20 protein-coding genes are annotated in these 21,461 nt (G+C 65.1%); 1 reads left to right on the top strand and 19 read right to left on the bottom strand.

All coding sequences use genetic code 11. The features are described 5' to 3' along the window. Nucleotides 1–12: 12 nt before the first annotated feature. From trpC to fmt, 11 genes are all read right to left on the bottom strand, one after another. Nucleotides 13–783, bottom strand: a complete 771-nt coding sequence (trpC, locus tag AC25Y4_RS04740) for an indole-3-glycerol phosphate synthase TrpC (RefSeq protein WP_488119206.1) — start codon at nt 781–783, stop codon at nt 13–15. A 21-nt stretch (nt 784–804) separates the two neighbouring features. Next, complete coding sequence (locus tag AC25Y4_RS04745) at nt 805–1,029, bottom strand: DUF6704 family protein (protein WP_488119207.1); 225 nt, start codon at nt 1,027–1,029, stop codon at nt 805–807. A gap of 100 nt (nt 1,030–1,129) precedes the next feature. After that, a complete protein-coding gene (locus tag AC25Y4_RS04750) occupies nt 1,130–1,840 on the bottom strand; it encodes a Trp biosynthesis-associated membrane protein (protein ID WP_488119208.1) in 711 nt (236 codons plus the stop codon). Beyond that, complete coding sequence (locus tag AC25Y4_RS04755; RefSeq protein WP_488119209.1) at nt 1,840–3,390, bottom strand: anthranilate synthase component I; 1,551 nt, start codon at nt 3,388–3,390, stop codon at nt 1,840–1,842. The genes AC25Y4_RS04750 and AC25Y4_RS04755 overlap by 1 nt, the downstream gene beginning before the upstream one ends. Continuing rightward, nucleotides 3,387–3,755, bottom strand: a complete 369-nt coding sequence (gene hisI / locus AC25Y4_RS04760; protein ID WP_488119210.1) for a phosphoribosyl-AMP cyclohydrolase — start codon at nt 3,753–3,755, stop codon at nt 3,387–3,389. The genes AC25Y4_RS04755 and hisI overlap by 4 nt, the downstream gene beginning before the upstream one ends. After that, a complete protein-coding gene (hisF, locus tag AC25Y4_RS04765; protein WP_488119211.1) occupies nt 3,755–4,516 on the bottom strand; it encodes an imidazole glycerol phosphate synthase subunit HisF in 762 nt (253 codons plus the stop codon). The genes hisI and hisF overlap by 1 nt, the downstream gene beginning before the upstream one ends. Before the next feature lie 13 nt (nt 4,517–4,529). Continuing rightward, a complete protein-coding gene (gene hisG, locus AC25Y4_RS04770; protein WP_488119212.1) occupies nt 4,530–5,384 on the bottom strand; it encodes an ATP phosphoribosyltransferase in 855 nt (284 codons plus the stop codon). Nucleotides 5,385–5,438: 54 nt separating this feature from the next. Further along, the gene (locus tag AC25Y4_RS04775; RefSeq protein WP_488119213.1) at nt 5,439–5,702 is read right to left on the bottom strand and encodes a phosphoribosyl-ATP diphosphatase; all 264 of its coding nucleotides are present in this window, start codon (nt 5,700–5,702) and stop codon (nt 5,439–5,441) included. Between the two features lie 70 nt (nt 5,703–5,772). Beyond that, nucleotides 5,773–6,438, bottom strand: a complete 666-nt coding sequence (rpe, locus tag AC25Y4_RS04780; protein WP_488119214.1) for a ribulose-phosphate 3-epimerase — start codon at nt 6,436–6,438, stop codon at nt 5,773–5,775. 14 nt (nt 6,439–6,452) lie between these two features. Next, nucleotides 6,453–7,934, bottom strand: a complete 1,482-nt coding sequence (locus tag AC25Y4_RS04785) for an RsmB/NOP family class I SAM-dependent RNA methyltransferase (RefSeq protein ID WP_488119215.1) — start codon at nt 7,932–7,934, stop codon at nt 6,453–6,455. After that, nucleotides 7,931–8,857 (bottom strand): methionyl-tRNA formyltransferase, encoded by a 927-nt coding sequence (gene fmt / locus AC25Y4_RS04790; protein ID WP_488119216.1) that lies wholly within the window; start codon nt 8,855–8,857, stop codon nt 7,931–7,933. The genes AC25Y4_RS04785 and fmt overlap by 4 nt, the downstream gene beginning before the upstream one ends. Before the next feature lie 282 nt (nt 8,858–9,139). Here fmt and AC25Y4_RS04795 point away from each other — a divergent pair, with 282 nt between their 5' ends. After that, nucleotides 9,140–10,135, top strand: coding sequence for a manganese catalase family protein (locus tag AC25Y4_RS04795; protein WP_488119217.1), 996 nt, complete (start codon nt 9,140–9,142; stop codon nt 10,133–10,135). Between the two features lie 93 nt (nt 10,136–10,228). Here the strand turns inward: AC25Y4_RS04795 and AC25Y4_RS04800 are convergent, their stop codons facing one another. The 8 genes from AC25Y4_RS04800 to carA form a co-directional block, all read right to left on the bottom strand. Continuing rightward, nucleotides 10,229–12,316, bottom strand: a complete 2,088-nt coding sequence (locus AC25Y4_RS04800) for a primosomal protein N' family DNA-binding protein (RefSeq protein ID WP_488119218.1) — start codon at nt 12,314–12,316, stop codon at nt 10,229–10,231. A 2-nt stretch (nt 12,317–12,318) separates the two neighbouring features. Then, nucleotides 12,319–13,512, bottom strand: a complete 1,194-nt coding sequence (gene metK, locus AC25Y4_RS04805; RefSeq protein ID WP_488119219.1) for a methionine adenosyltransferase — start codon at nt 13,510–13,512, stop codon at nt 12,319–12,321. Between the two features lie 30 nt (nt 13,513–13,542). Then, on the bottom strand, nt 13,543–14,766 hold the full coding sequence (coaBC, locus tag AC25Y4_RS04810) for a bifunctional phosphopantothenoylcysteine decarboxylase/phosphopantothenate--cysteine ligase CoaBC (RefSeq protein WP_488119220.1): 1,224 nt from the start codon (nt 14,764–14,766) through the stop codon (nt 13,543–13,545). Nucleotides 14,767–14,807: 41 nt separating this feature from the next. Beyond that, the gene (gene rpoZ, locus AC25Y4_RS04815; RefSeq protein ID WP_488119221.1) at nt 14,808–15,065 is read right to left on the bottom strand and encodes a DNA-directed RNA polymerase subunit omega; all 258 of its coding nucleotides are present in this window, start codon (nt 15,063–15,065) and stop codon (nt 14,808–14,810) included. 130 nt (nt 15,066–15,195) lie between these two features. Then, on the bottom strand, nt 15,196–16,116 hold the full coding sequence (gene gmk / locus AC25Y4_RS04820) for a guanylate kinase (protein ID WP_488119222.1): 921 nt from the start codon (nt 16,114–16,116) through the stop codon (nt 15,196–15,198). Beyond that, the gene (pyrF, locus tag AC25Y4_RS04825; RefSeq protein ID WP_488119223.1) at nt 16,109–16,996 is read right to left on the bottom strand and encodes an orotidine-5'-phosphate decarboxylase; all 888 of its coding nucleotides are present in this window, start codon (nt 16,994–16,996) and stop codon (nt 16,109–16,111) included. Before pyrF ends, gmk begins: the two co-directional genes overlap by 8 nt. Continuing rightward, nucleotides 16,993–20,280 (bottom strand): carbamoyl-phosphate synthase large subunit, encoded by a 3,288-nt coding sequence (carB, locus tag AC25Y4_RS04830; RefSeq protein WP_488119224.1) that lies wholly within the window; start codon nt 20,278–20,280, stop codon nt 16,993–16,995. The genes pyrF and carB overlap by 4 nt, the downstream gene beginning before the upstream one ends. Further along, a complete protein-coding gene (gene carA, locus AC25Y4_RS04835) occupies nt 20,280–21,461 on the bottom strand; it encodes a glutamine-hydrolyzing carbamoyl-phosphate synthase small subunit (RefSeq protein ID WP_488119225.1) in 1,182 nt (393 codons plus the stop codon). The genes carB and carA overlap by 1 nt, the downstream gene beginning before the upstream one ends.

Raw genomic sequence — 21,461 nt, forward strand, 5'->3', positions numbered from 1 at the left:
CAGGAACTTGGGTTAGACCGACAGGAACTCGGTGAGGGTGCGAATGGGGTCGCTGGTCACCAGCGCCTCACCGACGAGGACAACGTCGGCGCCTGCGGCGCGATAGTGGGCGACGTCGGCAGCGGTCTTAACCGCTGATTCTGCAATGCGAACGATGCCGGAGGGAATCTGGTCTGCCAGGGAGCCGAAGAGGTCCTGGTCAAGTTCGAACGTCGAGAGGTTTCGTGCATTGACGCCGATGACGCCGGCGCCGATGTCGATCGCCCTGCTCACCTCGTCGGCGCTGTGTGTCTCGACGAGTGCCGTCATGCCGAGCTCACGAATGAGATCGTGCAGTGAGCTGAGCACCTGCTGGTCGAGCGCGGCCACAATGAGCAACACAAGGTCGGCCCCAGCAGCGCGTGCTTCGAAGACCTGGTAAGGGTCGCCAATGAAGTCCTTGCGGAGAACCGGGATGGAGACCGCAGCGCGGACCTGCTCCAGGTCGTCCAGCGAGCCCTTGAAACGGCGACCTTCCGTGAGCACACTGATGGCGCTTGCGCCACCGGTCTCGTACGACAACGCCAGGGAGGCCGGATCACGGATCTCGGCCAGCGCACCACGAGACGGGCTGGCCCGCTTGACCTCTGCGATGATTTTGACCTGGTCGGCCGGCGAGAGTGCGTGAAGCGCGTCGAGCGCCGGTCGCTGCGCGAGGGCAGCGGCTTCAACGCTGGCAAACGACCGGGTTGCACGACGCATGTCTGCGTCTGCGAGTGCCCCGGCCAGGAGGTCGTTCAGCACTGTGATCCGTTCAGCACGTGGTCAGTGACCGCTTGGCGCGGTCGTGTCGACTCCGTATCCAACGCGAGCGAGGATCCAACCTACGATTGCGCCGACGACGAGGAGGCCGGCCGAAGCCCAGACCAACCACTGAACGTCAAAAAAGAATGCGACTGTGCCGATGGTGAAAGCCACCAGCATGATCGTGACAGCGGTCCATGCCGCCGGCGAATGGCCGTGACCAGGGTCTACTGACTCGACGCTCATTGTTCTCCTCTTTACGCTTTCAAGTGCAGGTTTTAGTCTAGCGGTTCGAAACGGGCTGGATCAGTCACGATGCCCCCGCCTGGGTGGTTCTTCGCCGTAATTACGGAGCTGTGGGGTCTTCGCCGCGGCTCAGTTCGTCCCAGTCAACCACGGCATCCGCTGCGGCATCGGCTTCGGAATCGGCTTCGGGGCCGGCTTCAGCGGTCACGCCCAACGCGCCATCCGCTGCCACAGCCGCGTTTCCCGTGGCGTGGGTCGCTGCCAGCGCAGCCGCCGAGGCGGCATCAACGGGGGCAAGGGCAACGGGCTGGAAACGCTTGGTCGGACCAGGCCACCGGCGCGCGGTCACGATCACGGCCAGTCCGGCGATGAGCATGAGCACGGCACCGACGATGGCCACGTACGGCCAGGCCGTGACTGACGCGTCGGTCACGGTGAGCAGGATCGAGTGGTTCCCCGCGATTCCGGTGGCCTCTGTCACGGCCGGCCCACTGGCGGCTGCTGGGGACTGCACGACGCTGACCGATGCGATGAACACGGACACCCCGATGAGAATCTCCAGAACGCCGAGAATCAGGCGGATGACCGGACCGGCGATCGTGAGCGCGCCGGCCAGGGCGATGCCCGCCAGCGCAAGGGCGGTCAGCGCCGGCGATGCCGTTGCGCCGTCGACGGTCAGCGCGATCTCGCTGCCGGTATCCGCTCCGATGGTGACGTGTACCCAGTTTTGTGTCCACGCGAGGAGAACCACGGCGCTGGAGACCAGGATGAAGAGGATCAAGCCGAGCTTGATCCGGCGTGCACTCTGCACTAGTTGACCCTTCGCATTGCGTTGGCGACGGCAACGGCGCGCAGTGGCGCAGCTGCCTTGTTCAGTGATTCCTGGTATTCGGATGCCGGGTCGGAGTCGGCGACGAGGCCGCCGCCTGCCTGCACCCTGGCCACGCCGTTCGCGATCGTCGCGGTGCGGATGGCGATGGCGAGGTCGGCGTCTCCGGCGAACCCGAAGTAGCCGACGACTCCCCCGTACACGCCGCGCTGTGCCGGCTCGAGGGCATCGATGATCTCCAGCGCGCGTGGCTTCGGCGCTCCGGAAAGTGTGCCAGCTGGGAACGTTGCCCGGAAAACATCGATGGCGCTCTTGTCTGGCAGCAGGTTTCCTTCGACGGACGAGACCAGGTGCATGATGTGGCTGAAGCGCTCAATGCGCATGAACTCCGTCACCTCGACGGACCCAGCTGCACAGACCTTCGCCAGGTCGTTGCGCGACAGGTCGACGAGCATCAGGTGCTCTGCGCGTTCCTTGGCGTCTCCGACGAGTTCGGTTTCAAAGTCTGCGTCGGCCTCAGGGGTGGTGCCGCGTGGCTTCGAACCGGCGATCGGATGCGTGAAAACGCGGTCGTTCTGCACCTTCACCAGCGCCTCCGGCGAGGACCCAACGATCCAGTACGGCTCGTTGCTCGGTGATTCGAGGCTGAGCAGGTACATGTACGGGCTCGGGTTCAGGCTGCGAAGCACCCGGTAGACGTCGATCGGGTGTGCGGTGCACTCCTGGTCGAAGCGCTGCGAGATGACGACCTGGAAGATGTCGCCGTCGACGATGTGCTGCTTGGCCGTATCGACGGATGCCAGGAAGTCGGCTTTCTCCGTGCGGTGCGTCGGGTTCGGCGCCGTCGACAGGTCGACGTCGGCCAGCCAGGCCTCTGCCGGCTGTGCAAGGCGAGCCTGCAGCGAATCAAGCCTGGTTTGAGCATCCGCCCACTGCTCATCAGCGGACTGCACGCCGTCGTTCAGCACATTGGCGATGAGCTGCACAGTGCCGTACTTGTGGTCGATGACAACGAGGTCAGCGACAAAGCTGAACGCCTGGCCGGGAACCGAGTAGTCGGCGGGGGCCTGGTGCGGCAGGCGTTCGATCTGCCTGATCGCCTCCCAGCCGATGAAGCCGACGAGACCGCCGGTGAGCGGCGGGTGCTCAGGCAGCCGCGGGGTCTGCCACTGCTCGTACAGGTGCGCGAGGGCGACAAGAGGTCCGCGCTCGATGGTGTCGCCGAGGGCGCGTTCGGCAGAGAGGCCGTAGTCGAGCCAGCGCACCTCGTCGTCGTGCTGGGTGAGCACGCCGAACGACGAGACTCCGACGAACGAGAAGCGCGACCAGATGCCGCCCTGCTCTGCTGACTCGAGCAGGAAGCTGCCCGGCGTGCCGTTGGCAAGCTTGCGGTAGATGCCGACAGGGGTTTCACCGTCTGCGAACAATTCCCTGATCACAGGGATGACGCGATGGCCGCTGGCACGATCGGCCAGCGCAGCGAACTGCTCCTGCGTGGTGGAGCCGGCTGTCTGGCCGAAACCCGCACTCATGCTGCAGCTCCCTCGACGACATCGATACCGCGTCCATCGAAGCAGGTGCGGCTGCCCGTGTGGCAGGCTGCCCCGACCTGTTCGACCTCAACGAGCAGCGTGTCGTCGTCGCAGTCGAGGGCGGCTGAGCGCACGAACTGGGCGTGCCCCGATGTGTCGCCCTTCCGCCAGTATTCCTGGCGGCTGCGCGACCAGAACGTCACGCGCCCCTCGGTGAGAGTGCGACGCAACGCCTCTGCATCCATCCAGCCGAGCATGAGCACCTCACGGGTGTCCCACTGCTGGATGATCGCGGGAAGCAGCCCATCGGCGTTGAACGCCGCTCGCGAGAGTGCCTCATTGGCATCCATCAACGCGGCATCCATCAGCGCACCACCATTCCGGCCTCTGCCAGTTCCTGTTTGACGTCATTGATCGTCAATTCCCTATTGTGGAAAACGGATGCCGCAAGCACAGCATCCGCGCCGGCCGCGATCGCGGGCGGGAAGTCTGACGCCTTGCCTGCGCCGCCTGACGCGATCACGGGCACGCTGCTGATGGACCGCATCAGCGCAATGAGCTCTGTGTCGAACCCCTGCTTGGTCCCGTCGGCGTCGATGGAGTTGACGAGCAACTCCCCCGCGCCCAGTTCGATGGCCTCTGCAGCCCAGGCCAGGGCGTCGAGATCGGTCTCTGTGCGCCCGCCGTGCGTGGTCACCACGAAGCCGGATTCTGTACGGTCTGAACGTTTGACATCGAGTGAGAGCACCAGCACCTGGGCGCCGAACCTGTCGGCGATCTCGGTGAGCAGTGCTGGGCGCGCGATGGCAGCACTGTTCACGCCCACCTTGTCTGCACCGCTGGCCTGCAGGCGCGACACGTCTTCGACGCTACGGATGCCGCCGCCGACGGTGAGCGGGATGAAGACCTGCTCTGCCGTGGCGCGCACCACGTCGTAGGTGGTGGCTCGGTTGTCGACGGTCGCGGAGACGTCGAGGAACGTCAGTTCGTCTGCGCCCTGCTCTGCGTAGAGCTTGGCGAGTTCGACAGGATCACCCGCATCCCGCAGGTTCTGGAAATTGACGCCCTTGACGACACGGCCATTGGCCACGTCGAGGCACGGAATGACGCGTACGGACAGTGTCACGATGCCCCCTCCACTACAGGCGCGCGTTGTGGATGCTGCTGACCAGGATGGCGCGTGCGCCAAGCTCGTAGAGCGCATCCATGACGTTGTTCATGTCGGTGCGCGGGAGCATGACCCGCACGGCGACCCACTCAGGGTCGTGCAGCGATGACACCGTCGGTGACTCGATGCCTCGAGCGAGTTCGCAGGCTGCGTCGAGTTTGTTCTTCGGGATGTCGTAATCCATCAGCACATACTGGCGTGCGACGAGAACGCCCTGCAGGCGGCGCAGCAGCGTCGCGATGCCCGGGTTCTCGTTGGTCGAGCTGATCAGCACTGCGGTCGACTCGAGGATGACGGGTCCGAAGATCTCGAGGCCGGCCTTCTTCAGGGTCGAGCCGGTGGAGACGACGTCGGCGACGGCATCCGCTACGCCGAGCTGCACGGCGGATTCGACGGCGCCGTCGAGGGTGACGAGTTCGACACTCACGTCGTGCGTGGCGAGGAACGAACCGACGAGGCCAGGGTAGCTGGTGGCGACGCGGAGGCCCTGCAGATCGGAGAGCTGCGTGAACCGACCGGCGGGGCCTGCGAAGCGGAAGGTGGATGAGCCGAAATCGAGGCTGGCGATCTCTGCGGCACTCGAGTGCGAGTCGAGGAGCAGGTCGCGGCCGGTGATGCCGACGTCAAGCGCACCTGAGCCGACGTAGGTGGCGATGTCGCGGGGACGCAGGTAGAAGAATTCGACGTTGTTGCGCGGGTCGGAGACGACGAGGTCTCGCGGGTCGCGCCGGCCGGTGTATCCGGCCTCGAACAGCATCTGGGCGGCGGTTTCGGACAGCGAACCCTTGTTGGGTATCGCAATTCTGAGCGTTGAGCTACTGGGCATGGCGTTACTTTCTGAGATCATGATCGACTGTTTTCTGTAGCGGTGGGTGACCGTTTACAGATGTCGGTAGATGTCAGCGGGACTCAGTCCCTTGGCCAGCATGATGACCTGCAGGTGGTAGATGAGCTGGGAGATCTCCTCCGCCGTCTCATCATCGCTCTGGTACTCGGCCGCCATCCATACTTCGGCGGCCTCCTCCACAATTTTCTTTCCGATGGCGTGAACGCCCGCATCCAGTTCCCGGACCGTCCCTGAACCAACGGGCCTGGTTTCTGCCTTCTCGCGGAGTTCAGCAAAAAGCTCGTCGAAATTCTTCACAGGTACAGGTTACTAGGCTCTGCTGGGCGTCACCGGCGCACGCGTCTCCGGCATCGTTGCGAGGGGCGCGCTAGTGGGCGTGGGTGTGTGCGTCGGCCGTGGCTCGCAGCAGCGCGATCTGCTCTGCAGGGTCGCCCCTGAAGACAGCGGATCCGGCGACGAACGTGTTCGCGCCTGCTTCAGCCGCGATGCCGATCGTGTCGACCGTGACGCCGCCGTCGACCTGCATCCAGACATCGAGACCCGCGCTCTCGACGGCAGCCGAGAGCGTGCGGAGCTTCGGCATCGTCGATTCCATGAAGCTCTGGCCGCCGAAGCCTGGCTCCACCGTCATGATCAGCACCTGGTCGAACTCCGGCAGCAACTCGAGGTACGGCTCAATGGCCGTGCCTGGCTTCAGCGCGATTCCGGCCCGCGAGCCGATGGAGCGGAGTTTTCGAGCCAGCGTGACGGCATCCGCTGCCGCCTCTGCGTGGAACGTCACAGAGAACGCGCCGGCCTCGGCGTAACCGGGAGCCCAGCGGTCCGGGTCGTCGATCATGAGGTGCACGTCGAGCGGGATCGGCGACACCTCCTGCAGGCGCTGCACCATCGGCAGGCCGAAGGTGAGGTTCGGCACGAAGTGGTTGTCCATGATGTCGACGTGCACGAGGTCAGCGGTGCTGATGCGACCCAGTTCGCTTTCGAAATTGGCGAAGTCGGCAGCGAGGATGCTGGGGTTGATTCTGGTCGGCATTGTCGGCTCCTGGATCAGCTGGTGCGTTCGATGAGGGTGATGAACATGGCGTCCGTGCCCTGGCGGTGCGGCCAGAGCTGCACACTTGTGCCGCCGTCTGGCAGGTCGAGTTCGGTGCGGCTCACCGATCGTACGACAGCAGTGGTATCGAGTTCTGTGGCGCGACCGCTCCACTTCTTCAGGGCGGTGGCCACGATGCCACGGGTCTCGGCGATGTGCGGAGAGCACGTGACATACGCGAGGATGCCGCCGGGCTTCAGCGCACCGAGGGCGCTGTCGATGAGCGACGACTGCAGGCCGGAGAGCGCAGCGACGTCGCTCGGCTGCTTGCGCCAGCGTGCTTCAGGGCGACGGCGCAGGGCGCCGAGGCCGGTGCACGGTGCGTCGAGCAGGATGCGGTCGAAGGCCTCTGGATGCTTCTGGCCGATCGTGGTGCCGTCAAGCTCCCAGACCGGAACGTCCTCTGGAACGGCGGCCAGGGCATTCCGCACCAGTTGAGCCCTGGCTGGGACGATCTCGTTGGCGATGAGTTCCGCGCCGCCCAGCGCGGCCTCTGCTGCGAGCAGCACGGCCTTGCCGCCAGGGCCCGCACACAGGTCGAGCCATCGCTCGCCCTGTTGCACGGCACGGGCACGGGACAGTGCGAGGGCGGCAAGCTGCGAGCCCTCATCCTGCACGCGCACCTGGCCGTCGAAGTACGTGACCATGTCGAGGGGGTCTCCCCCGTCGAGCACGAACCCGGTCGGCGAGTACAGGTCTGGCTCCCCCAGGGTCAGCACCTCTTCGGCCGGAACCAGGCCTGGCAGGGCAACCATGTTGACGCGCGGCGCTGCGTTGTCGGCGGCCAGCAGGTCGACGAGCTCATGCTCACGACCCTCGGCCTTCAACGACTGGCGGAATGCACGTACCACCCACGCCGGGTGCGAGTACTCGGCGGCGAGGCGGTCGTCGGCTGTCGTTGCCTCTGAGAGCACGCGTTCGCGCCACTCGTCGGCGCTCGTGCGGGAGATGGTGCGGAGCACCCCGTTGCAGAAGCCAACAGCCGACCGCGATGCCACCTGGCGAGCCAGCGACACCGATTCGTTCACGGCGGCGTGCGTTGCGACTCGGGTGGAGAGCAGCTGGTGCGTACCGAGGCGCAGCACGTCGAGCACCGCTGGATCGATAGCGGTGACCGGGCGGGCCGCTGCCAGGGAGATCACGCGGTCGTAGTAGCCCTGCATCCGGAGGGTGCCGTAGGTGAGCTCTGTGGCGAGCCCGGCATCGGCCGAGTTCAGCGCTGCGCGATTGATCTTGGTGGGGAGCAGCAGGTTCGCGTATGCGTCAGACTCACGCACGGCAGCGATCACCTCGTATGCAACCCGCCTGGCCGGCTGCACGAAGTCGGCCGGGGGCCGGGACTGCGACCGCGAGGCCTGCCCTGACCCTGAGCGGTCGCTGCGCTGGCCGCCGTTCCGCTGAGCTGGACGCCCCTTGGTGCTGTCGTCGCCGCTCATGATGCCACCACTTCTTCTGTTGCGAGTCCGCGCCACCAGTCGGTGGCACGCATAGGTTTCTTGCCGGCCGGCTGCACCGTCACGAGCTCAAGGGCCGTCGTTCCAGTGCCGATGAGAACCGCGCCATCCACCAAGCGGATGACGCCGGCTGGCAGCGAGACGTCTGCCACTTCCGTTGCCGGGCGCGCCAGCTGAATCAGCTTCAGGCGCGTATCGCCGATCATCGTGAACGCACCGGGTTCCGGCGTGACGCCGCGGACCCGCTGGTAGACGGCATCCGCTGTTGTGGTCCAGTCGATGCGCGCATCGGTGAGGCCGAGTTTGGGGGCCAGGGTGACCTCTCCGACCTGCTCCAGCGACCTCGCTGTGCCGTCGGCCAGCTGGTCGACTACACGCAGGAGCAGCTCTGCGCCGCTCACCCCGAGGGATTCGAGCAGCTCGCCGGCCGTCTGGTCAGCGCCGATCCGCTCGTGGATCATGCCGAAGACCGGTCCGGCATCCAGTGCGGGAACCAGCTGGAAGACGGCAGCGCCGGTCTCCTGCTCGCCGGCAATGACAGCGTGCTGAACGGGTGCCGCGCCGCGCCATCGCGGCAGCAGGGAGAAGTGCAGGTTGATCCAGCCGAGCCTCGGCACCGACAGCAGGGGCTCGCGGACGAGTCCCCCATAGGCGACGATGACACCGAGGTCTGGCTGGATGGCACGAACGGCCTCTGTCGCCGCGTCGTCGAGCCGGTTGGCCTTGATGAGAGGGATGCCGTTGCTCGCCGCGACAGTCGCGACGGGTGAGGGCGTGAGAACGCGCTTCCGTCCGAGTTCGGCGTCTTGCCGGGTGATGACCGTTGCCACCTCGTGGTCGGAGGCGATGAGCGCTTCCAGGGAAGGGACCGCGGGCAGCGGAGTGCCAGCGAAGACGAGTTTCATGGTGAGAACAGCTCCGGGTTGAAGAATCAGATCCGAGTATCGAGATGCTTGTCACATCGGGCGACACCCCTTGCGTCTATTCTCCGGCACGAGCAGGACCTCCGCGAACTCCCACGGGCCGCGTGGCAGATGTCAGGCAGCGGATACGACACGGTTTTGAGCGTTTACCCCATGTGGCCGCCGGGCGGCAATGCCTTGTCCAACTTGCACACCGGACGTACCGTATCGGCGGATCAACATAAACCAGCTTGACCGTGAATACCACTCATCATCGGAGGAACAATGTATTTTCACGTGCAGCAATTGATCAACGAGATCGCGGTTGACGAGCCGGATCCAGCCGCCGCCAACGCCCTGCAGGAAGGCCTCGGTGGCCAGTTCGGCGAGATGCGCACCATGATGCAATACCTGTTTCAGAGCATTAATTTCCGCGGCCCGAACGCCAAACCGTACCGTGACCTGTTGCAGGGCATCGGAACAGAAGAGATCAGTCATGTGGAGTTGATCGGCACGACGATCTCCCGGCTACTCGACGGGTCACCGCGTTATAAGGGCAAGCTGAACGACCCGCTTGACACCCCGGGCGCGAAGGGGGCAACGCCCCTGAAGATTGCATTGTCAGAGAGCAACATCCACCACTACCTGGTCGGCGCGCAGGGTGCATTGCCCGTGGATGCTGCTGGCAATCCGTGGAGCGGCAGCTACGTCTACAACTCCGGGAACCTGGTACTCGACCTGATCTACAACCTCATGCTCGAGTCGACGGGTCGGTTGCAGAAGTGTCGGATCTACGAGATGACGGACAACGCCACCGCGCGGTCAACCATCGCCTACCTGATTGTGCGCGACCAGGCGCATGAGAACGCGTACGCGAAGGCGCTCGAGACGCTCGGCGTCAATTGGAAAGCGACTCTGCCGATACCGAAGACCAACGCAGAGAAGTTCCCCGAAGTGAAGCGGCTGGTCGACCTCGGACTGCAGAGCAAGCAATACACGTTCGACCTCGCGGACCAGTCAGAGGCCGGCCGCATCTTCCAGGGGCTCTCGCCCTCTGGGGACGGTACAACCCTCGACGCCAGCGAGCAGGCTCCTGAGGGAGTCCCGTCGGTGATCGCCGCCGAACGGCTCGAGGAGTTCTCGCCAGGGCTCGACCCTGCGCTGCTTGAACTGATCGAGGCCACCGCGGTCATGGAGATGGCTGAGGTCGACATGTCGTTCGGCCCGCTTGCCGGCGGCGCATCGGCCAGCACGGCATCCGCCAAGCCCAGCGCCACATAGCAACGCGGTCGCGTTTGAGCTGTCGTCGTGACGGGGCCTCGCATTCACTGGGGGTCCCGTCCTCGCTGTCTACCGACTGATCAGTTGCAGCCGCTAGCCGAACTCCGGGTCGTCGAACCGCACCTTGAGCGTCGGGGTCGGCACAAAGGCGGCGCCCCCTGTTCGTTTTCGACGCTGCGAGGCATTGCGTACCACGGCCGCCTTCAGGCTGTGGGCAACGGCGTCGCCTGAGGCGTACGCGAATCGCACGACAGCACGCACCTTGCCCGCATCGGCAGGCACGGGACCGAGCACGTCGATGCCGGGCTGGTCGCTGAATTCGGTGACAGCTGCGGCGACATCGGCGTCTGTGCCGATCACAGAGGCCACCCGAACCGCTGGCGGGAACCTGAGCGTCCGGCGGTCGGCGAGCTCGCTGCCCGCGTACGCCTCCGGCTGCCAGGTGTTGAGCGCGCGCGCCAGGTCGCCCCCGACGCCGACGAGCACGACGGATGCTCTTGGCGCTGCCATAGCCGCGGCATTCGACCACCAGCGCAGGCAATCTTCGCCAACGCGCAGTGACTCACGGGCCAGCATCCGCTCACCGTCGAGCAGCAGGATCGCACGATAGCCGCCGGTGGGGATCGGCTCAGCACCGCGGGTCGCGATCACCAGGGCAGGACTCGCGCCGATGTTCTGGATGGTGTGTTCGCCGTCGGCGATGACGATGAGTACCCCAGGGAACGCCCGGCCCAGTTCTTCGGCCGTGCGCGCGGTGCCCACCGTGACGAGACGGAACGTGCGGCCTTCGCAGTGACTGCACTGCCACGAGACAGCCAGGGCGCCGCACAGGCGGCACGACGGCGTCGCGCCCTTGGTGGCCAGGCCGAGCGGTCCCTGGCAGTGGGTGCAGCGCGCGGACTGCTTGCAGGTCTGGCAGGCGAGCACAGGCGCATAGCCAGGGCTGGCAACCTGCACGAGGACGGGGCCGAAAGCCAGAGCTTCTTTGGCGGCCCGCCAGGCAGCGGTGGGGATTCGTGCCACCCTGGCCTGCTCGTCGTCAGACGCCTGGTACGCGGTGGGGATGACTTTCGGGTGCACGACCCGCTCTGGATGAATCTCGCCCAGCCAGCCGAGCTCAACGAGCCTGTGGGTCTCCACACTGCGGGAATGACCGAAGAAGGCCAGCGCGCAGCCGGATTCCTGCTGGCGCACAAGCGCGGCATCCCTGGCATGCACGTACGGGCTGTGCAGCTCGGCGTGTAGCGGGTCGCCGTCGTCCCAGAGAGCGATGAGGCCGAGGTTGTGGGCAGGGGCATACACGGCAGATCGGTTGCCGATCACAATGCGGGGTTCCGGCTCGAGGCAGGCGAGGAAGGCGCGATAGCGCTCTGCTCCCGTCTGTCTGGCATCGACCCTGCTGACGCTTGACGCCGGAACGAGTTCGGCCAACGCGCCCTCAACCTGGTCCTGGTCGCGATAGTCGGGCAGCACGAGCAGTGCGGAGCGTCCGGAGCGGAGGGTGACGACCGCAAGTTCGGCCAGCGTGCGTGCCCAGTGGCCGACAGTGGCACCACTTGCCAGTTCGACCAGGCGCGGAACGGCCGCAACCGCGGCACGCTGCTGCTCAGCAACCAGCTGGTCGAAGACGCCGGCGCTGTACCCCTCGAAGCCGACAGCTGTCAGCGCCGACACAGCCAGGTCCGCGGGTTCAGGAGCAGGCTCTGCGCCCGCAGCATCCGCCGCCTCTGCCGCCGCAGCACGCGCGGCCAGCCAGGCCTTCTCCGCACGCACCTGTCGGTTCGGCACAGCCAAGCGGATGACATCACTCGCGTTCCCTGCGGCACGGTCGGCGAGGGCGCGGGCCAGTTTCGCCACCTCAGGGGTGAGCACCTGCACGGGCGAGACGACAGAGTCGAGTGGACTCAGCTTGCCGCTGAAGGCCACGTCAGGGGTCGCATCCGTTCCCGGCGGCAGGAGACCCTGATCGCCGTCCGAGGTCACCGCCGACGAAGCCGCAGTATCAATCACCTCGATGAGGTACCCGTCGGCGATGCGGCCGGCGCGGAACGGCACCTTCACCCGCACCCCTGGCAGGGCAACGGACTCGAGCTCCGCAGGGATGCTGTAGTCGAACAGGTGGTCGAGCTGCGGCAGCGGTGAGTCGATGAGCACCCGCGCCACACGGCCGGTGCGCGTCATCGTCAGAGCCCGGCTGCGCTTCTCAGGTCGTCGACCCTGTCGAGGCGTTCCCACGTGAAGTCGGGCAGCTCGCGGCCGAAGTGACCGTAGGTGGCCGTCTGCGCGTAGATGGGGCGCAGCAGGTCGAGTGAGCGGATGATCGCAGCCGGACGCAGGTCGAACACCTCACGGATCGCAGCGGTGATCTGGTCGTCTGGGAGCGCGCCGGTGCCGAACGTCTCCACGTACAGCCCGACGGGTGCCGCCTTGCCGATTGCGTACGCAATCTGCACCTCGAGGCGCTCGGCGAGGCCGGCGGCGACGGCGTTCTTGGCCACCCAGCGCATGGCGTACGCGGCGGAACGGTCAACCTTCGACGGGTCCTTGCCACTGAATGCGCCACCACCGTGGCGGCTCGCTCCCCCGTACGTGTCGATGATGATCTTGCGGCCGGTGAGGCCGGCGTCGCCCTGCGGGCCACCGATCTCGAAGCGGCCTGTCGGGTTGATGAGCGCGGTGGCGCCGGCTGACTCCAGCTCGACACCGGCGAGAACGGGGCGGATGACCAGCTCTTCGATCTCGGCGCGCAGGCGGTGCGTTGACACCGAAGGTGCGTGCTGCGTCGACACGACGACTGTCTCGACGGTGCGCGGGATGATGCCGTCGTAGCCGATGGTGACCTGGGTCTTGCCGTCTGGACGAAGGTAGGTGAGTTCGCCAGACTTGCGCACGGCGGCGAGGCGCTCCGCGAGGCGGTGCGCGATCCAGATGGGAATCGGCATCAGCGACGGGGTTTCTGTCGTTGCGTACCCGAACATGATGCCCTGGTCACCGGCGCCCTGTCGGTCGAAATCGTCGACGCTGTCTTCTTCGCGGGTCTCGAACGCGTTGTCGACGCCCTGGGCGATGTCGGGTGACTGGCCGCCGATGGAGATCTCGACACCGCAGGAGCGGCCATCGAACCAGACATCAGACGAGTTGTAGCCGATGTCGGTGATGGTCTTCCGCACGATGGACGGGATCTCGACGTAGGCCTCAGTCGTGACCTCGCCTGCAACGTGGACCAGGCCCGTCGTGACGAGTGTTTCCACCGCGACACGGCTGTGCGGGTCTTCCGCCAGCAGTGCGTCGAGGATTGAGTCGGAAATCTGGTCACAGATCTTGTCTGGGTGACCTTCCGTCACGGATTCGGAAGTGAAGAGGCGAAGGTCGCTCATGGGGCCCATCTGTATTAATCGAGGGAGATGCTAGTTGAGTGAGGAATCGAGCTCAACGATCACATCAAGAATGCGATTGGCCACCGACATTTTGCTGCCGGAAGCCTCTTTTACTATATCTCCGCGGGCATCGAGGATCATGACCTCATTGCGCTCTGTGGCAAAGCCCTGCGTCCAGCCCACGCGGTTCACGACGAGCAGGTCGCAGCCCTTGCGGGAAACCTTGGCGCGGCCAAGCTCCAGAAGTGCAGCGGCATCCTGCTCGGTTTCAGCCGCGAAACCGACGATGACCTGTCCTGGCTTTCGCTCGGCGACCAGGCCGGCCAGCACGTCTGGGTTCTTCACCAGCGTCAGGGTGAGGGTGTCGCCGGTGTCTTCTTTCTTGATCTTGCCTTCGCGAATCTCGTCAGGGCGGTAGTCGGCCACCGCAGCAGCCATGATGACCACGTCGGCATTCGCACTCTCTTCGCGCATGACCTGCTCAAGCTCCTGCGCCGTGCCGGCAGTGTGCACCGTGATGTTGGCCGGAACAGCCACCTCGAGGTGGGCAGCGACGAGCACAACGGATGCCCCGCGCGCAGCTGCCGCCGTCGCCAGCGCTACGCCCTGCCTGCCACTCGAGCGGTTGCCGAGGAATCTGACGGGGTCGAGTGGCTCTCTGGTGCCGCCGGCGCTGATCAGGACGCGGGTACCGACCAGGTCACGCTGGAGCGCCGGTTCGCCTTCGAGGACGGCCATGGCGCGTTCCACGATGACCTCTGGTTCTTCCATCCGGCCAGCGCCCACATCGCTGCCGGTCAACTGGCCGAAGCCAGGACCCACGATGGTGATGCCGCGGGAGCGCAGGGTCGCGACATTCGCCACTGTTGCGGCGTTGTTCCACATCTCGGTGTGCATCGCAGGAGCAATGACGATGGGAGCGGTGCTGGCCAGCACCGTGTTGCCGAGCAGGTCGTCGGCGATGCCGGCCGCAAGCTTCGCGATGGTGTTCGCGGTGGCAGGGGCGATGACGATGAGGTCGGCAGACTGGCCGATGGCCACGTGCCGCACCTCGGCGACGCCCTCGTAGAGGTCGGTGTGCACCGGGTTTCTGGATATGGCTTCCAGCGTCGGCTTGCCAACGAACCGCAGGGCGGCCTCCGTGGCAACGACGTGCACTGAGTGCCCCTGCAACACAAAAGCGCGTACGACGTTGACTGCCTTATACGCTGCGATGCCACCGGTGATACCGACGACAATCGTGCGAGGAGTCAACACCGTACGCGCTCGTGCTCAGATTTCAGTTACTCGAGGAACTACTCGACGATGGGGCGCGCAACGAGCTTGTCCTCGTTGATCTCGCGCAGTGCCACAGAAAGCGGCTTGTCGTCGATGGTCGAGTCGACCAGCGGGCCGACGTTGTCGAACAGGCTGCCCTCGTGCAGGTCAGCGTAGTAGTCGTTGATCTGACGAGCACGCTTGGACGCGAAGATGACCAGCGCGTACTTGGAGTCGACCTTGGACAGCAGGTCGTCGATGGGCGGGTCAATGATGCCAGTGGGCTTGGTAGCCATTGGTGACACTCCTTAAGTGCAGTTTTTGTGCAACGAGCAGTTCTGCAATCGGTGACATACGCGGTGAATATCGCGCACAAACCGGTGCTGTGGCGTCGAGCCTGACGCCGAAATCAAGGTGAATTGCGGCTTATGGGCGCGCAGATGCCTTGCGAATCTCCATCAAGTCTACGACTTCTCTGGCGGCTTCGGCCACGTCATGGTTCACGACACGGAAATCGAACTCCCCCTGGGCGGCCAATTCGAGCTTCGCTGTCTCCAGTCGACGGGCCTGTTCCGCGGAATCCTCTGTGCCACGACCGATGAGTCGACGTACAAGTTCTTCCCAGCTTGGCGGCAACAAAAAGACCAGTCGAGCTTCGGGCATCGCCCGCCGCACGGCGCGAGCACCCTGCAGGTCGATCTCCAGCAGCACGCTGTCACCGTTCGCGATGGCGGCATCGACAGGTCCACGCGGAGTGCCGTACCGGTGCGCGTTGTGCACCTGTGCCCACTCCAGCATCTCGCCGGATTCGATCATGCGATCGAACTCAGCGTCGTCGACGAAGTAGTAGCTCACACCCTCAACTTCGCCCGGTCTGGGCGCACGAGTGGTGGCAGAGACCGAGAGGTGCACATCGGGGTAGTTCTCCCTGATGTAGGTGGCCACCGTGCCCTTGCCAACGGCCGTCGGGCCGGCGAGCACAATGAGCTTGCTGTCGGCATTGCCGCGCTTGGCCGTCGGCTTGGTCGAGAGGAAATCGCGCAGGCGGTCGCGCTGGTGCGTGCCGAGGCCCCCCAGTCGCTTCGATGGCGAGATGTCGAGGGATGTCATGATGCGCTCCATCTTGGTGACGCCGATGGCCGGGATGCTGGTGAGCAACTCGGTCACGCGGAGTCGGCCTTCGACGCCGGCAGGGTCTTTAACCGCTGCCGCGAGTACGTCAAGGGCGGTTCGGCGACCGGCAGCGACATCCGCTTTCACTGCTGCACGGGCCCGACGGGCCGCCACAGCTGCTTTGGATGCGGCAACGCGATCGACATCGGGGGGTGTTGGACGTTGCTCAGCCACGGACTGCTCCTGCCTCAGCTACTCGGTTCGCAATCGTGGGGGCTAGATTTGCTGGCCCTGACGACAATATACTGCGCGATTCACTCACGATAACCCCTCTGGCGTATCCGCCAAAGAGGTCATTCATGGCGCGTACCTCGCCGCCCTGGTGACCGAATCCCGGAGCCAGTACCGGAGTGAGTGCTGTTGACGGTGCAGCATCGATGTCGATGCCGTACGACGCGAGGTCGATGGTGGCGCCGAGCACGACGCCGATGGAGCCAAGCAGTCCGGTGTCGGCGGCCGCATTGCGGGCTGCGACGCCGGAGAGCACAGCGGCTGCGACGCTCTGGCCGGCGAACTCGCCATCCGCCACAATGGCCTGCTGGATCGACGGTCCCTCTGGGTTCGAGGTCGCGGACAGCACGAAGACGCCCTTGCCGCCAGCGGCAGCCAGCGCGAACGTGGAGTCGAGCGAGCCGACACCCATGTAGGCGTTGACGGTGATGGCGTCCACTTCGAGCGGGGAACCGGCAGACAGCCACGCCTGCCCGTAGGCTTCGACGCTGGTGCCGAGGTCGCCGCGCTTGACGTCGGCGATCACGATGAGGCCCGCTGCACGGGCATCCGCCAGGACGCGCTCGAGCGCAACGAAGCCGGCAGAGCCGAACTTCTCGAAGAACGCGACCTGCGGTTTGACGATGCCGGCCTGGCCGGCTGTTGCTGCGATGACGGTGCGCCCAAACGATTCGGCGCCTGCCGCGGTGTCTGGCAGGCCCCATTCGTTCAGGAGCCAGGAATGTGGGTCGATGCCCACGCAGAGCGCCCCCCGCTCGGCGAACGTCTGCTCGAGACGTTCGCCGAAGCTTGGGAGGGTGGTGCTGGAGTGTTGCAGTGTCACAGAGCAGCCGCCCTGGCCAGTGCGTAGTCCTGGAGCGACGTCACGGTGAAGCCTTCCTTCACTGCGTCGATCGAGCCAACAGCTGCGCTGAGCTCGGCGATCGTGGTGAACAACGGCAGGTCGCCGGCGACAGCGGCCGCGCGGATCTCGTAGCCGTCGGCACGGGCCGAACCACCACCTGGCGTGTTGATGACGACCTGAACTTCTTCGCGCTTGATCAGCTCGACGATCGAATCATCGGATTCGCTGGTCTTCTCGCTGTACTTGCGGACGATGCGGGCGTCGATGCCATTGCGCTTCAGCACCTCTGCGGTGCCTTCGGTGGCGATGATGTCATAGCCGAGCTGCTGCAGACGCAGCACGGGCAGGATGATGGCGCGCTTGTCGCGGTCGGAGACCGAGACGAAGACGGTGCCGGAGTCGGGCATTCCGCCATAGGCGGCGAGCTGGCTCTTGGCGAACGCACGCGGGAAGTCGCGGTCAATGCCCATGACCTCACCGGTTGAACGCATCTCCGGGCCGAGCACGGAGTCGACGACGTTGCCTTCCTTGGTGCGGAAGCGCTTGAAGGGCAGCACGGCTTCCTTCACGGCGACCGGCGCGTCCATCGGAACGCGGGAGCCGTCGATCTCAGGCAGCTTGCCCTCTGCCTTCAGCTCTGCGATGGTCTTGCCGACCATGATGAGCGCTGCTGCCTTGGCCAGCGTGATGCCGAGCGCCTTGGCGACGAATGGCACTGTACGCGATGCGCGCGGGTTGGCTTCAAGCACGTAGAGCACGCCGGCGCCGATTGCGAACTGCACGTTCAGCAGGCCGCGCACGCCGATTCCCTCTGCGATAGCCAGGGTTGCATCGCGCACACGGTCGATCTCTGCGCGACCGAGCGTGACGGGAGGCAGGGTGCAGCTGGAGTCACCGGAGTGGATGCCGGCCTCTTCGATGTGCTCCATGACGCCACCGATGTAGAGCTCGTGGCCGTCGTAGATCGCGTCGACGTCGATCTCGATGGCGTCGTCGAGGAACCGGTCGACCAGCAGTGGGTGCGACGGGCCGATGATGCCCTGACCGGCCATGCGGTTGAAGTAGTCGGCCAGCGAGGCGCTGTCGTAGACGATCTCCATGCCGCGACCACCGAGCACGTAGCTCGGACGCACGAGGACCGGGTAGCCGATCTCTTCTGCGATGGTGACGGCACCCGAGAAGTCGGTGGCCGTGCCGTTACGCGGAGCGAGCAGCTTGGCGTTGTCGAGGATCTCGGAGAACAGACCGCGCTCTTCAGCGAGGTCGATCGCCTCTGGAGTTGTACCGAGGATCGGGATGCCTTCGGCCTCGAGGCCCTTGGCCAGGCCAAGTGCCGTCTGGCCGCCGAGCTGCACGACCACGCCGACGAGCTCGCCGCTCTGGCTTTCGGCGTGAATGACCTCGAGCACGTCTTCGAGCGTCAGCGGCTCGAAGTACAGGCGGTCTGAGGTGTCGTAGTCGGTGGAGACCGTCTCAGGGTTGCAGTTGATCATGATCGTCTCGTAGCCGGCTTCCGACAGCGCGAACGAGGCGTGCACACAGGAGTAGTCGAACTCGACGCCCTGGCCAATGCGGTTCGGGCCTGAGCCCAGGATGACGACCTTCTTGCGGTCGCTCGGCTGAACCTCTGTCTCCTGGTCGTAGCTGGAGTAGTGGTACGGCGTGAGCGCGGGGAACTCGCCAGCACAGGTGTCGACGGTCTTGAAGACCGGGCGCACGTCGAGGATGTGACGAATTTTGCGCACATCCGCTTCGCCGAAGCCGCGGAGTTCACCGATCTGGGCGTCGGAGAAACCGTGGTCCTTCGCGGTGCGCAGCGTGTCGGTGTCGAGGGTCTCTGAGGCGGCGATGGCGTCTGCCACCTCGTTGATCAGCACGATCTGGTCGAGGAACCACGGGTCGATCTTCGTGGCTTCGAAGACCTGCTCGATGGTTGCACCCTTGCGAAGCGCCTGCTGCACGGTGACGATGCGACCGTCTGTTGGGATCTCAGCCTCGAACAACAGCTCGTCGATGGTGCGGGTCTCAGGTCCCCAGTGGAACGAGGAGCCACGCTTCTCCAGCGAGCGAAGTGCCTTCTGCAGTGCGGAGGAGAAGCTGCGACCGATGGCCATTGCCTCACCGACGGACTTCATGGTGGTGGTGAGGCGCGGGTCTGCGGCCGGGAACTTCTCAAACGCGAAACGCGGAACCTTGACGACGACGTAGTCGAGCGTCGGCTCGAAGCTGGCCGGCGTGACCTTGGTGATGTCGTTCGGGATCTCGTCGAGGCGGTAGCCGATGGCCAGCTTCGCAGCGATCTTGGCGATCGGGAAGCCCGTCGCCTTTGACGCCAGCGCTGAGGAGCGCGAGACGCGCGGGTTCATCTCGATGACGATGATGCGACCGTCTGCCGGGTCAATGGCGAACTGGATGTTGCAGCCACCGGTGTCAACGCCGACGGCGCGGATGATGTCGATCGAGATGTCGCGGAGCTTCTGGTACTCGACATCGGTCAGGGTAAGGGCAGGGGCAACGGTGATCGAGTCTCCGGTGTGCACGCCAACGGGGTCGACGTTCTCGATGGAGCAGACGACGACCGTGTTGTCGGCCGTGTCGCGCATCATTTCGAGTTCGTACTCTTTCCAGCCGAGGATGGATTCCTCAAGCAGGACCTCGGTGTTCGGGCTCTGGTGCAGGCCGTCGCGCACGATGCGGCGCAGTTCTTCCTCGTTGTACGCGAAGCCGGAGCCGAGGCCACCCATGGTGAACGACGGGCGAACCACGAGCGGGTAGCCGAGGTCTTCGGCGAAGCCGACGGCCTCTTCAAGCGTGTGGGCGATGTGGGAGCGGGCGACGCCGGCTCCTGCAGCGATGACCAGGTCCTTGAAGATCTGGCGGTCTTCGCCCTTCTGGATCGCTTCGAACGATGCACCGATCAGTTCGACGTTGTACTTCTCGAGGATGCCGAGCTCGTGGAGCTGGATCGCCGCGTTCAGGGCAGTCTGGCCGCCCAGGGTCGGCAGGATGGCATCCGGTCGTTCCTTGATGATGATCGACTCGATGATCTCAGGGGTGATCGGCTCGATGTACGTGGCATCGGCAAAGTCGGGGTCGGTCATGATGGTGGCCGGGTTCGAGTTCACCAGGATGACGCGCACGCCTTCCTCACGCAGCACGCGGCAGGCCTGGGTGCCTGAGTAGTCGAACTCACAGGCCTGACCGATGACGATCGGACCTGATCCGATGACGAGGACGCTGTTGATATCGTCGCGCTTTGGCATTACTTCGAGTCTCCTGCTCCTGCAGCAGCCTTGTGGGCCACTACGACTTCCCTGAACCGGTCAAAAAGGTGGTTGGCGTCGTGCGGGCCAGCCGCAGACTCCGGGTGGTACTGCACAGAGAACGCGGGGATGTCGAGGCAGCGGATGCCTTCAACCACGTTGTCGTTCAGGCTGTAGTGGCTGACTTCGACGCGACCGAATCCGGCGCGCGAGTCGAGCTCGCCCTCGATGGGCATGTCGACGGCGAAGCCGTGGTTCTGCGAGGTGATCTCAACGCGACCGGTCGTCTTGTCGAGCACCGGCTGGTTGATGCCGCGGTGACCGAACGGCAGCTTGTAGGTGCGGAAGCCGAGTGCACGGCCGAGCAGCTGGTTGCCGAAGCAGATGCCGAAGTACGGCAGGCCGGCGCGCAGGCATTCCTGCAGCAGGTCGACGTGGGCGTCGGATGCTGCTGGGTCGCCTGGTCCGTTGGAGAAGAACAGCGCATCAGGCTTCAGCGACAGGATGTCCTTGGCCGTGATGGTCTGCGGGAGCACGAGAACTTCGAAGCCGCGCTCTGCGAGGTAGTTGAGCGTTGACTTCTTCACGCCGAGGTCGAGGACCGCGACAGACCCGATGCGCTCACCCTGGGCAGGCAGCGAATACGGGTCGACCGTCGAGACGTCGTCCGACAGGTTGCGGCCCCGCATCTGGGCTGCGTTTTGCACGAGTTCGAGCTGCTCAGAGTCCGAGAGCGAGAGCTGCTCTCCGGAGAAGATGCCAGCGCGCATGGCTCCGGCGGAGCGGATGTGGCGGGTGATGGCGCGGGTGTCCACTCCGCTGATACCGACAACCCCATTCGACTCGAGGTCATCGTCGAGACTGCGCTGGGCGCGGAAGTTCGACACGGTACGCGACGGCTCTCGCACGACGAAACCGGACACCCAGATTCGCTTCGACTCCATGTCGGTGTCGTTCACACCGGTGTTGCCGATGTGCGGCGCGGTCATCATGACGATCTGGCCGGCGTATGACGGGTCGGTCAGGGTCTCCTGGTAGCCGGTCATACCGGTGGCGAAGACGATCTCACCGAGGGTCTGGCCGCGGGCGCCGTATGCCTTGCCGACGAATCGCTTGCCATCCTCGAGCACGAGTACGGCCCTGGAAGACTCTGTCGAGGGAATGCTGCCTGAGTAGCTCAC

The organism is Leifsonia sp. Y878, from assembly GCF_057669685.1.